9 protein-coding genes are annotated in these 12,748 nt (G+C 58.4%); 5 read left to right on the forward strand and 4 right to left on the reverse strand.

The annotated features are described in order from the left end of the window. The first annotated feature begins 73 nt into the window (after nucleotides 1–73). The 3 genes from EJ997_RS03120 to EJ997_RS03130 are packed head-to-tail and all read left to right on the forward strand — an operon-like array spanning nucleotide 74 to nucleotide 4,195. Nucleotides 74–1,279 (forward strand): hypothetical protein, encoded by a 1,206-nt coding sequence (locus EJ997_RS03120; RefSeq protein WP_206501775.1) that lies wholly within the window; start codon nucleotides 74–76, stop codon nucleotides 1,277–1,279. Further along, nucleotides 1,276–2,736, forward strand: coding sequence for a heme-copper oxidase family protein (locus EJ997_RS03125; RefSeq protein WP_126703289.1), 1,461 nt, complete (start codon nucleotides 1,276–1,278; stop codon nucleotides 2,734–2,736). The genes EJ997_RS03120 and EJ997_RS03125 overlap by 4 nt, the downstream gene beginning before the upstream one ends. Beyond that, nucleotides 2,729–4,195: a multicopper oxidase domain-containing protein gene (locus EJ997_RS03130; RefSeq protein ID WP_206501777.1), complete on the forward strand. Its 1,467-nt coding sequence runs from the start codon at nucleotides 2,729–2,731 to the stop codon at nucleotides 4,193–4,195. Before EJ997_RS03125 ends, EJ997_RS03130 begins: the two co-directional genes overlap by 8 nt. 181 nt (nucleotides 4,196–4,376) lie before the next feature. Here the strand turns inward: EJ997_RS03130 and EJ997_RS03135 are convergent, their stop codons facing one another. After that, nucleotides 4,377–6,872, reverse strand: coding sequence for an MMPL family transporter (locus tag EJ997_RS03135; RefSeq protein WP_126703290.1), 2,496 nt, complete (start codon nucleotides 6,870–6,872; stop codon nucleotides 4,377–4,379). A gap of 436 nt (nucleotides 6,873–7,308) precedes the next feature. On the opposite strand from EJ997_RS03135, the gene EJ997_RS03140 reads away from it, so the two are divergent. Further along, nucleotides 7,309–8,166, forward strand: a complete 858-nt coding sequence (locus EJ997_RS03140; protein WP_126703291.1) for an ABC transporter permease — start codon at nucleotides 7,309–7,311, stop codon at nucleotides 8,164–8,166. Continuing rightward, a complete protein-coding gene (locus tag EJ997_RS03145; RefSeq protein WP_126703292.1) occupies nucleotides 8,150–8,989 on the forward strand; it encodes an ABC transporter ATP-binding protein in 840 nt (279 codons plus the stop codon). The genes EJ997_RS03140 and EJ997_RS03145 overlap by 17 nt, the downstream gene beginning before the upstream one ends. A 117-nt stretch (nucleotides 8,990–9,106) precedes the next feature. Here EJ997_RS03145 and EJ997_RS03150 read toward each other — a convergent pair whose 3' ends face one another. From EJ997_RS03150 to EJ997_RS03160, 3 genes are read right to left on the reverse strand one after another with little or no spacing between them, the layout of a single operon-like run. Beyond that, nucleotides 9,107–10,633 carry a glycosyltransferase family 4 protein gene (locus EJ997_RS03150; RefSeq protein ID WP_126703293.1) on the reverse strand — a complete coding sequence of 509 codons (1,527 nt, stop codon included), beginning with the start codon at nucleotides 10,631–10,633 and terminating at the stop codon, nucleotides 9,107–9,109. After that, nucleotides 10,630–11,901, reverse strand: a complete 1,272-nt coding sequence (locus tag EJ997_RS03155) for a glycosyltransferase family 4 protein (RefSeq protein WP_126703294.1) — start codon at nucleotides 11,899–11,901, stop codon at nucleotides 10,630–10,632. The genes EJ997_RS03150 and EJ997_RS03155 overlap by 4 nt, the downstream gene beginning before the upstream one ends. After that, nucleotides 11,825–12,652, reverse strand: a complete 828-nt coding sequence (locus EJ997_RS03160; RefSeq protein WP_126703295.1) for a DUF6270 domain-containing protein — start codon at nucleotides 12,650–12,652, stop codon at nucleotides 11,825–11,827. Before EJ997_RS03160 ends, EJ997_RS03155 begins: the two co-directional genes overlap by 77 nt. Nucleotides 12,653–12,748: the final 96 nt, after the last annotated feature.

The raw sequence follows: 12,748 nt of genomic DNA on the forward strand, positions 1-12,748 counted from the left end.
CTATTGGTACATATCTGTTTCGGATAGTTACCTTCGATGAATAAGCTGTTTCGCCACTAAATCTTGAGGAGACATGACAGTTACCAGTTCGCTTCAGGCCCCCGGACCAACGGGCAGTGGCGGTAAGCGACGCCGAATCTCGTGGCGCGTCATTTTTCTTGTCCTTGGTGGGCTGTCCCTTCTGATGGGAATGAATGCCGGGCTTCTCAATCTTGGGTCCTGGGCACCTGCCGAAGCGCAGGATGATTCGGTTCACGGGTTCGTCATGACAGCGGGCTTCCTCGGCACTTTGATTTCTCTCGAACGTGCTCAGGCACTCGCTCACAATGAGCCGAAGAACAGCTGGGCATTTCTCGCGCCAACGCTCCTCGGTGCCGGTGGCATTCTGCTGGCTATCGGCGGCACAGCATCCTTCTGGGGCCTGGTCGGTCACCTCCTCATGATCCAGGGGGCCCTCGCTTTCACGCTCGTTTACCTGTGGCTGTGGCGCAGAGCCCCACTCCCGCTACTAGCAACGCAGATCCTGTCGGCGGTACCTCTCCTTGTCGCAACAATCCTGGTACTGCGCTTTGACGTCTCTGCGCTGATCCCGCTGCTTGGTTCTTTCCTGATTATTACGATTGCCTCCGAGCGCGCTGAGCTTGCCCAGCTTTCGATGGGTCCGCGCGCGGTGCCGACATTGCTGACGCTGTCTCTCCTGCTGATTCTTGCAGCCACCGCATCTCTTATTTGGCCGGATCCGGCTTCCCGCGCCTTTGGCGTTGTGCAGATCGTTATTGCGCTGTGGCTGATCAAGGATGATGCCCCGCGCAGGCTGATCAAGTCGAAGGGATTGCCGAGGTACTCGGCCTACGCACTGCTTGCCGGCTACTTTTGGTTAATCGTCGGTGGAATCGTCTGGATCGCGACGGCCGGTGCAGTGGGCACTCCATACTACGACATCGTCATTCACACGATCTTCATCGGCTTCGCTTTCACGATGATCATGGCGCACGCGCCGGTAATTTTCCCGGCTGTCATGGGTATCCCGGTTCCGTACCGCAGGATCATGTACGTCCCTCTCGTCATGCTGAATGTGGGGCTCGCACTTCGAGTGGGTGCTGAGCTGATCGTTGGACAGGGATCGCTCTGGGTACTTGGCGGTCAAATTAACGTTATCGCCGTCCTGCTCTTCCTCATCACTGTCTTCGGAACGGTGATTGCGGGAGAACCGACGAAGAAAACAAAGCGCAGAACTAAGCCTGCTCCTGCAACTGTTTTGGGTGGGGAGGGCGCATGAAGATCGGTTCCCCCGGTTCAGGCAATAAGCCGGCCGCTCCGAAGCCCATAACTCCCGCGAAGAGGGGCAGGGGCGTGAGCCCAATCCGCGACATGGTTGCGGTGATCTGGCTAATCGTCCTTATCTTCGTCGTAATGTTCCACGAGCAAATCTTGTCCTCGGACTGGCTCGCCATTCACGTCACCTTCTTGGGTGCCCTTTCGCACTCGGCTCTTGTGTGGTCCGAGTACTTTGCGAACACGCTCCTGAAGACTCGGCCGACTGCGAATGAAGGGAAGATCCAGGACCGCCGCAGCTTGCTCATGGCGCTGGGCGCCCTGTTTGTGTTCGTTGGTTTCCCCATGGATATCTGGGTCCTCGTTCTCACTGGCGCCACTTTTGTCACGGTCTCCGTGCTGTGGCACGCGGTATACCTGGCACGGAAGATGAAGAGGGCCCTGCCCGGCAGGTTCCGGATCGTCATCCGCTACTACATCACCGCCGCCTGCATGCTGCCCGTCGGAGCGGCTTTCGGTGTTCTCCTTGCCTTTGGGTTCGGGGATGAGTGGCGGGGCCGGCTCATGATTGCCCACATGACGTTTAACCTGCTCGGCTGGATTGGCCTTACGGTGATCGGCACACTCGTGACGTTTTGGCCCACGATGGTGCGGGCCCGCATGGACGAGAGGTCCGAACGGATGACCCGCCAGGTCCTCTGGCCGCTGTTGGCAGGTATCGTCATCGTCGCCGGGGGAGCAGTTGCGGGTATTAAGCTCATCTCCATCATTGGCGTAGCCGTCTATGCGCTGAGCTTCCTCTGGTGGGGCAGAACCTTGTGGAAGCCCGTTTCTCTCAAGGGCATCCGCGAGTTCGCACCGGCTTCGGTTGGTGCCGCAGGCACCTGGGCGGTTGTCGGCCTGATCTGGATCGGCGTCCTGCTTGCTCTTGCGGATAGCTGGCCCGAGGTCACGGACCGCCTGGTGTCGATGGCGCCGCTGCTCGCCTTCGGCTTTGCCCTGCAGATCCTCCTCGGTGCCCTTTCCTACCTGCTACCTGTTTTGATGGGCAAGAGCCCAGCTAACCTCGCGGTATACCAGGATGCTCTCAACGTCGGAGCAACCTTCCGCATTGCCGTTCCAAACCTTTGTCTCGTGATCTGGCTACTTCCCGTGCCGTCCTCAATCCGCCTGATCGTTGCCATTCTCGGTATCGGAACCATCATGTCGTTTATCCCGATCATGTTCCGTGCCGTCTTCCTGGGCCTCAAGCACAAGAAGGTCCTAGAAGCCGAGCGAGAGGTAAAGGCTGCTGAGAAGGCCGCCGAGGCGGTTGCCAAGCAGGAAGACGAAAACGCCCAACTGAACGAACGTCACCAACAGTCAGTTAGCGATAAGAACTCTGAGTCAGGAAGCGACATGAATCGTGCTGGCTCTACCAGGACAACTAACGGCACGTCCGACAAGGAGAATGATGTCTGAGACAACGAAGAAGAGTGCGGGCATGAGGGGGAGCCAGTCAAACTCCGGCGTGTCCTCGGTCTGGTCGGCAGCGGGAATCGTTGCTTCCGTTGTTGCGATCCTCCTGGCCGTGACTTTTGGGGTTGCCGCCAATCCGTCCGGCACGTCCCTTCCAGCCAACCCGAACTTTGCGAGCGGCGGTACTGCTCAAGCGGGCGCCGCAGTTGAACCGACGGGGGAAACCACCGAGGTTGAGGTGACGATGACGGCGGACATGACCTATGAACCGAGTGTCATTGAGGTCCCGGCCGGCGATGAACTGGTCGTCACCCTGATCAACGAGGACGACAAGAACGGTCACGACCTTGTTATTGGCGACGTCGAGTCTTCTCGTATCCAGCCCGGCAAATCGGAGACTGTGAACTTCGGCGTGCAAAGCTACTCCCAGGAGGGTTACTGCTCCGTGGCGGGTCACAAGCAGATGGGGATGACTCTCGACGTCGTTGTTACCGGAGGTTCGTCATCGGCAGTTGATGCAGGAGGCCATGCCGGGCATGCGGCGCCTGCCGCAATTCCCGATGTTGTCGATGCGGAGGTCTCGGAGGTCTACCCGGCTAAGCTCGAGCCTCTGGAGAGTACCGACGAGCCCGTCACGCACGAGCTGACCTTCACGGTGACCGAGGTTCCGTTAGAGGTTGCTCCCGGCCTGTGGCAGACCAGGTGGACATTCAATGGCAGTTCCATGGGGCCAACTCTGCACGGCAAGGTTGGTGACAAGTTCATCATCACCCTCGTGAACGATGGAACGATTGGCCACTCGATCGACTTCCATGCCGGTGCGCTCGCCCCGGATGTGCCGATGAGAACGATTGCCCCGGGTGAAAGTCTCGTATACGAGTACACGGCTGAACGTGCAGGTATCTGGATGTACCACTGCTCGACTGCTCCCATGTCCACCCATATTGCCTCAGGCATGCATGGCGCTGTGATCATTGAGCCCGCCGACATCGATCCCGTCGACCATGAGTTCGTGATTGTCCAGTCCGAGGTCTACCTCGCAAACGAAGCCCACAGCCCGGAAGAGGCCGAAGAGGTCAACGCAGACAAGATCGCGAACGGTACCCCGGACCGCGTTGTTTTCAATGGCATCGCGAATCAGTACGATCAGGAACGCTTCGAAGTAAAGACCGGTGAACGAGTCAGATTCTGGGTGCTGGACGCCGGGCCGAACGTGCCGTTCGCCTTCCACATTGTTGGCGGACAGTTCGACACCTATTGGATTGAAGGTGCCTACCACCTTCGCCAAGGAGTGTCCTCGTCCGGCGCAACCGACGGTGGCTCCCAGGTGCTCTCGCTCCTCCCGGCAGAGGGCGGATTCGTTGAACTCGAGTTCCCGGAAGCCGGCAACTACTCGGTCGTCAACCACATCATGAGTGAAGCCGAACGCGGCGCCCACGGTTACGTGCACGTCACCGATTAGAGAATGGTCCCTGACCCCACGCAGGAGTGTGGTCAGGCAAAATCATCGAATGTGTCGGCCCTGGATTAGTCCGGGGCCGACGCTCTCGGCGTGGTAGCAGGCGGGGTTAAATTGACGATCATTGACGGGAGGGTCGGAAGTTCCTCATCTCGCCGCCCGTGGCGTGGCTGGTTCGGACGTCCTAGTGGTGGATCCCGAACTTGTTGTAGATCTTGACCAGGGGCTTGGGTGCCCACCAGTTCCATTTGCCCAGCAGGGTCATGGTTGCCGGGACGAGCAGGAGGCGAACAAGGGTGGCGTCTAGGCCAACGATGATGGCAAGGGCCACGCCAACCTGTTTGACCATTATGAGCTCGCCAAACACGAAGCCGATGAAGACAGCGATGATGATTGCCGCTGCGGACGTAATGATTCGCCCGGACCTCTGGAGGCCACGTTCGACGGACTCGTCGTTCGAGTAGCCAGCGTCCCAATATTCCTTAATTCTCGCCAGGAGGAAGACTTCGTAGTCCATGGCGAGACCGAAGCCGAAGGCTAGGGCGATGGCAACAACGTAGGCTTCGAGCCCCTTGGCCACTTCCAGCCCGAAGAAGCCGTTCTGGAAAATCCAGATGGTGAGGCCAAGGGAGGCAAGGAGGGATAGTCCGTTGAGGAGGATGGCCTTGAGGGGGACCATGAGGGAACCGGTCATGAGGAACAGGAGCACGAAGACCGCGACAACGATGATAACGAGGGCGAGCGGGAGACCATCAGCCAACGAGTCATTAAAGTCGAGCTGAAGGGCCGCCGATCCGCCCACCCAGAACTCGAAGCCAGCATCCATGTCCCTAATGTCGAGAACGATCTGTTCCACCTCGACGCTCAGGGGATCGTCGGTCTCGAGATCCAGATTGATGAGAGCTCTATTGTTGTCACCCGTGTCCGTGTAGCTGATACGAGCATCCGGGTACTGTTCCTGAAGCTCTGCCACGAAGGCGGAGCCAGCAGTTTCTTCCTCCGAGGTGCCGGTGAGGATCTGAATCTCGGAGGTGCGGAAGGCAGGGTACTCGTTGCCGAGAATCTCGATAGCCTGGCCGGTTTCCGTGTGGGCAGGCACGTACTCGTCGTAGGAGGAACGTAGGTGCATCGACCATACGGGAATCGTCATGGCAACAAGCAGGGCGCCCAGCAGGATCAGGATGGGCCAGGGGCGGTCGTGAACGAAACGTGCGAGCTTTGAGAAGAAGCCGTGATCGGAGGCTGAATCGCCTACCGTCTTGGTGATTCGGCGAACGCCGGGGATCCTGTCGAGGACGGAGGGACGCAGCAGCTTGTTGCCGAGCAGAACGATGATTGCTGGGACGAGGGAGATGGAGGCGGCCACTGCGAACAGAACCGTGATGACGCCGCCAAGGGCGATCATGTGGAGGATTTGAGCATCCATGACTAGTAGAGCGCCAATGGAAATCGCAATCGTGAGCGCGGAGAAGAAGACCGTACGCCCGGCTGTGCCGATCGTGGTCTCGATTGCCCTGTGGCGAATATCGGAAAGCTTCTTTTGCTCTTCGGCAGAGAGCTCGTGAGGAATGTTGTTGCCGTCGGCCTCGTAGCCAATGGTGGGCAGGAGGATCTGGATTTCTTCTCGGTATCTCGACACGATGAGGAGGCCGTAGTCGATAGACAGGCCCAGGCCAATGATCGAGATGATGTTGATGACGAAGGAGTCGACCGCGGTGAACTGAGAGAGAATCCAAATTCCTCCCATGCCGAGCGCGATCGTCGAGAGTGCACCAATGAGTGGGAGGCCGGCAGCCAAGAGACCGCCGAAGACAATGATCATGATGAACAGAGCAATGGGCAGGCCGATTGACTCACCCGTGATGAGATCTTGCTGGACCTGACCGATCACGGCATCCATCGCCAGCGTCATCGACTGCTTGTAGCCCTCGATACCCGAATCGATGGCCTGGAGTTGCTCCGTCGTCGCATCGAACTCGGCCATGACCTCCTCGTGGGCCGTGTTTGCCTGTTCTTCGGTTAGGCCCTCCTCGAGTTGAACGATAATGATCTGTCCATCGCCTTCGGTCGACAGGAAGGAGGTTATGTCGATCGCCTCATCGCCCTCGGTTTCCGCTGTTCCGGCAAGAACGGATTGGAGCTGGTTATCGACTTCTTCGTTGACCTTGTCGAGCGCGGCTTGCTTCTGAGCGTCGAGCTCGGCCTGTGCGGCGGCAGCTGCCTCGGGGTCGAGCTGGGCGAGCATGTCGATCTCGGCCTGAGGTTCTTCAAAGCCTGCCTCGACCTCGGCGAGTGCAGCGCTTCGTTCCTCTTCAACCGTTGAGGCAATCTCGGAAGCGACATCCTGATAGGAGAGGACGCTCGCCACTCCCGGTTGATCTTCCAGCGCCCTGCTCAGGTCCGTGAGGACCTGAGCAACCTCGGTGTCCTGTGCCAGCTGTTCTTCGGGAACCCCGTCAAGGATGTAGAGCAGGCTTGCTCCATCGTCCTCGGTTTCTTCGTAGACCGCAGCCGATCCCGTGTTCGGAAGGACCGGATTCCCCGAACCCAGATTGTCGAAAAGGGCCTTTCCACCGAAACCGGTGAACGTCGCAGCAACCGCGAGCGCCATGAGCAACACCCAGCTCACAACGGTGGCAAGAGGGTGATGAGATATCAAACGACCGAGCTTCGAGAACACGCCTTCATTGTCTCGCAGTACCCCAGATGGGTGGGATCCTATTATCAAGATCACGACCGAAGCGGAGCAACGATCTCGGGTCGATTAAGGCAGACCGGTTGCTCGAAAACGTGACGAAGGGGTCTTCCCTGCTGGTGTTAGATCACGCGCTTGCCCAGAGCTGGGGAGTATACTCATCACTTGGTCGGATGGTGTTTTAAGCGGCAACACGTTGCTTGCGCACCATCTATCGCAATGAAACTGGGATTGAATCGAATGGTCTTGAGGTTTGACGTCAACGACGTTTTCGCAAACTGTCGGTGGAAGAGCCTAGGCTACCCAGTATGAGCAACGGTGGGAGTTTGATGATCGTCAACCTCAGAAGGAGTCCCGGTATGGTTCCGGTGCGCGCGAATCATGTTCGTCGCTTGACCGAACCGAGGAAGGTAGCAACCGAATGAGTGAACAGCCGATCCTGGTCGACGACTCGAAGTTCCTTCACCTGCACCGCCGCCCAAGCTTCACCGCATATCTGAAGTCACTGTGGGGACGCCGCCACTTCATCTGGGCCGATGCTCGCGGGCGCTCATTTGAAACCGACCGGGACTATTACCTTGGCAAGTTCTGGCTCGTTGCTTCGCCACTGCTCGACGCCGCCATGTACGGAGTTATTTTCGGTCTGCTCCTGCGCACCTCCCGAGGTATCGAGAACTACATTGGCTACCTCGTTATCGGCGTCATTTTCTTCTCGTTCCTCACGAAGTACATGACGAGCGGTGCGACACTGATCAAGTCGTCGAAGAACATGATTACGGCTTTCCAGTTCCCACGCGCGAGCCTCGTCATGTCGCAGTCGATCCGCATGGTTCTTGACTCGACCGTTCCTGCCCTCGTTGCAATTATTGCGGCCCTTTTTGCCCAGATCTCAACGCCGCCAACATTCGCGATTCTGTGGGTGATCCCGGTGTTTGCTCTCCTGCACATTTTCGGCACGGGGCTGATGTTCTTCGTAGCCCGGCTCTGCTTCCAGATCCCTGATTTGCAGGCTTTGGTTCGTATTTTCCAGCGCGGCTGGTTCTACATTTCCGGCGTATTTTTCTCGATTGAACGATTTGCGACACAGCCTCTTGTGCAGGACGTTATGACCGCGAATCCGGCCTACATGTTCCTGTCCGCCGTGCGTAACGCGGTGCTGTACGGAACGGGCCCGGGCCTGGGTGACTTCTTCATTTTGGTCGCCGTTTCATTCGGAACGTTCGGTCTTGGCATGATCTACTTCTGGCGAGGTGAGGAAAAGTATGGCGCAGTCCAGTGAGTATGCAGTCGTCGCACGCGACATTCGTAAGAGCTACATCGCCAGGGGAGCGGACCGCAGGAAGAACATCAAGTCCCGCGATATCACCGTGGAGGCTCTTAAGGGAGTTTCTTTCGCGGCACCATCCGGTGAATCCATCGGTATTCTCGGTCAGAACGGCTCGGGTAAGTCGACACTCTTAAGGTTGATTGCGGGTGGCGAGACTCCAACGTCGGGTAGCCTTCTGGTCCGTAGCCAGCCCGTCCTTCTTGGAATCAGCGCCGCACTGCAGCCCACCCTGTCGGGTGCGCGCAACGTTCGCCTGGGATGCCTCGCCATGGGAATGACTCCCGAACAGGTGGACGAGGTTTACGACGACATCGTGTCGCTGTCCGGCCTTGATGAGGACGCGATGGCACGACCCATGCAGACCTACTCGGCGGGCATGGGGTCCCGCCTGAGGTTTGCGATTGCCACGTCGATCGACCCCGATATTCTTCTTATCGACGAGGCCCTTTCTGCTGGTGACGCAGCGTTTGCAACGCGGGCGAAGCGTCGTATGGATCATCTCCTGAGCAAAGCCCACTCGATCTTCCTCGTGTCCCATGCCGCGCAGACCATTGAGGAAATGTGCACCCGCGCTATCTGGCTTCACAAGGGCGAAATCATTGCCGACGGGCCCGCCGAATCAACGGCACGCCACTACCGCCTGTGGGCATGGCGGGAAGCGAAGGACGAGTACGAAAGCGCCAACAAAATCATCGAGGACGTGAAGAAGGATTACGTGAAACCCAATATAGTCCTTGCCTCAGACGAGAAAAACCACAACGGCAAGAGGCACTAGCGAGTCTTTCGAAAGGGATTTCCAAGACTGTGTGGCTAGGGAGGTCTCGCTCTCCTGTTGTCAGTCGGTCTCGAGCTAAACCCGGGACCCACTCATAACAAGCGACCGCCTGTAGTTTTATGCCTCGTCGGCCAGACGTTCGTAGAGTACCCGGTACCGCTTTCCGTTTGCACTCCACGTGCGGGTGGCGGCAAAGTCCTTACTGAGGCTCGGATCAGCGTCCCGTGCTTGGAGGATTGCCTGGGCGAGGCTCTCACCGTTACCCGCCTCGCTGTAGGTTGAGATTCCACCTGTGACTTCCCGCAAAGCTGGCAGGTCGCTCGTGACGACGGGAACTCCGAGTGCAAGAGCAATGAGGGGCTTGATAGGTGTGACCGTGCGGGCGACGGCCGTATCGTGCCGCGGTACAGCAAACACATCGAGCGCCCCGTACCAGCGCCAGATATCCTCCGATGGCTTCCGACCGGCAAAGATCACCCGGTCCGATACGCGTAGGGTTTCGGCGAGCTTCTCGAGCTCGGGCCGAGCGGTTCCGTCTCCGACGATGAGAACCCGAGCATCCGCCGGCAGGTACTTGATGGACCGGATCAGGGTGTCGAGTCCCTCGTATCCGACAACGGCAGTGATGGCCCCAACGATGAGTCCGTCGGGCAAGCCAAGCTCTGCACGGAGCCTCGCTTTGTCAACCGGTTGGGTGAGGAGCCTGTCTTCAACTGCATTGGGGACGACAATGATGCGGCTATGGTCGACGCCGCGACTAACGAGCTGGTTAGCGGAAATCTCACTTAATGCGGCGACCCCGTGCGCAGCGGCTGCGACGCGGGCTTCCTGGGTGCGCGCTAGCCGATAGAACTCGCTCTGCTCAGCGGCTGGCTGATCTTCCTCGGGGAAGCGAGAGAGCCAGGTTTTCTCCATCTCTCCTCGCGCCTCGTACACCCACGGGATACCAAGTTCCTGTGCCGCGGCGTGAACGATTAGGCCGTTACGGAAATCTGTCGTTGTATGCAGGATTGTTGAGCCTTGCCGACGGCCAATCTCGGCCAGCATGCGTGCGCTCTTCTCGTGCCGCTCGGTGAGCTGGGCCGGGAAAATAGAGGGCAAGAGTCTCTCGTATGTGATCCCGTCGATTGTGTCGGTTGGAGACTTGGGTATCTTTCCGACGGTCACGGGGTAAGCGATCCTTGTCGTTGCCCGCACACTGACACCCTCGTTCTTGATCGAGGAAAGGACCGAGTGGGAACGCAGTGAATAGCCCGACTGGGTATGGGGCAGGGAGTTCGTGAGGAAATGGAGTGAGCGAATATCGCTACCGTCAACTCCCGTTAAAGTAGCGGTATCCAGAGGCCCTTGCTTTGTGAGCGTGCTACCGAGAAGTCCCTTGGTAGTGAGGAGCTCAAGCTCGCCCTGGATGCGCCTGCGTTGTTTACCGGTGGCGGCCTCGGTTGCCTTCGAGTATTCGCCCTTGGTGAAGAGAGTGTCTGCCGACCCTTCGGAGCCGGCCGTGTCGTGACCGCTCTTCTTGGGACGCAGGAAAGAGATGTTCAGTCTTTCTCCGACCTGACCGATGAACTTCTTCGGGTCGGTCAGGAACAGGCGTGACATCGAGGTGGCGCCGAGCGTGGAGACCTTCAGCCAATGCTTCATGAGAGAACGTTTTCTACGAGTGCGAGGAACTGGGCGGGTGCGATGGAGTTGCGCTGGGTTTCAACCCAGTCGCCGCCCCTGCTGTCAACGGATAGGAGCGAACGATCATCGATGATGCGGGACCAGATCTCAGCGAGTCCCTTCGGATCATCAGCATTGGCAACATGGCCGGCCCCGAGTGAGGAGACGATGTCGGCTGGTTCACCGTTGATGCCACCGCTGATGTGATGTCCGAGCGCCATGAGCTCGTAGAGCTTTGAGGGAACCGTGAGTGACATGGGATCCCACGAGGCCAGGTTAACAAGTGCCGTATCTGCCCACGCGTAGTGGCTACTGAGTTCTTCGGGACTGACGCGGCTCAGGAATTCAGCATTGATATTGCCGTCTTCTGCGGCCGCCTGGAGGCGCTTCTTGGCGGCGCCGCCCCCGATGAAACGGAAGTGAATGTGCTTGCTTTCGTCCTGGAGAAGACGAGCGGCCCGGATGGTGCTCCGGAGGTTTTGTGCCCGCCCCAGCGTTCCAGCGTAAACCACCCGGAGGGTGTTCTCTTCAGGAATGAGTGGCGGCTTTACTTCGGGGAGGATGTGCGGGAAAACGTTGCGCACGGTCGCCACGTGGCTGGGTGGCAGGGTGGTATGCACTGAGCTATTCAGCAGGTGCTCGCGCAGGCTATCGGTGGTGACGATGATGCCGGAAGCATTTTGCAGTGATCCCAGGATCTGGTCGCTCGTCACCTTGGCGACGAGCGAACCGGCACGGAACTTGAGGTTGCTTGTGCCACCACCCCGGACGCGCAGCGATTCATCCCAGCGGTCCGAGTACTTGAGCAGATCCGGCCAAGCGTCCCGCAGATCAATAACATAGGGGACTCCCAGTGCCTTCGCAATCAGTCTTGTGACGATTGCGGTGGGAAGCGAGGGGACCGTTCCGATGATGAGGTCGGGCTTCTCGACGTTCCTATTAAGGAACGTGAGGAGCGCAGTTGTCACCGACGTGGAAGACACGACCGCCTGGTCGAGGGCTCGTGAGACGAGCTTCTCCGAGTGCGGAAAGAACGATGTGCGGAGAATTCTCTCGCCGGCCGCGCCGTATTCGACGGTGCTTTTCTCCCAGCCCGATAGTAGCTGTCCGCCGGGGTAGTGCGGGGGAGGGACGACGGCCGTGACGTGGTGGCCCGCGTCGATCAGGATCTTAGAGAGCCACGTCCAGCGGCGCTGATGTACGCCGTTCTCCGGATACCAGCACTGCGAGAGAACAAGAATTTTCATCGGTCGGAGGAAGCCTTTTCCAGGTAGGGGCGAATCTGTTCGGCCAGCGAATCGTAAAATTCAGGAACGTAATGGAAGGGTGCCGCCCCCACCTGTGCTCCCGATCCCCAAGGATCGTGTCGGGGTCGGGTTTAATGATCGTAAAGCCCAGGTCCTCGTAGATCTTCCAGTAGGAGGGGAGGATGGCGTTTGCCCAGTCGGCGGTCTTGCCCATGCTGAGCGGAGCTTCTTCGCCGGTCTTTAGATGGGTGGCCCAGGGGGAGTGGATAACAACCGTTTTCTCGAACAGGCCCTTCTCGATGAGCTTGTCCTTCATCATCTCCGCCTGCTGCGAATAGGCGACCAGGTGCTCCGGTGTTCCAAATTCAACGAGATCCCAGTCCGTTAGCGTGTCATAGAGTCCCGTCGGAATTCCGTCGATTGAACGGGTTATGACCTCGCCGATTGGAGACACGTAAACACCGTGCCTTTCATCGACGAGGTCGATGAGGACAAGATCAATATCTTCTGCGATGAGTACTTGCTTCAGCCCGGTTCCGTAAACGTCGGACTTGTACGAGTTTAGTTGGAACGGGTGTGGAAATTCCGGGTGTTCGGGCTTGTTATCGGTGGCCGGATGGTAGTAGCTAAGAACTGACTGCCGGGCGACGTAGACCGGCACACGAGTCATGTCTGACAGCGACATTTGAATCATGTCTCGACTGACGCAACTCCCGAGTATGGCTACTCGTGCAGGCTCGTTTGCAGTCATGGGTTATTCCTTCGAAGACCAGGTCTCAGCGAGAGCTTCTCGCGATACATCCGTTACCGTTCCGCACAGCGTTTTGGTAATCCAATTTACCCTACC

It is taken from the genome of Flaviflexus ciconiae (assembly GCF_003971195.1).
Lineage (GTDB): Bacteria > Actinomycetota > Actinomycetes > Actinomycetales > Actinomycetaceae > Flaviflexus > Flaviflexus ciconiae.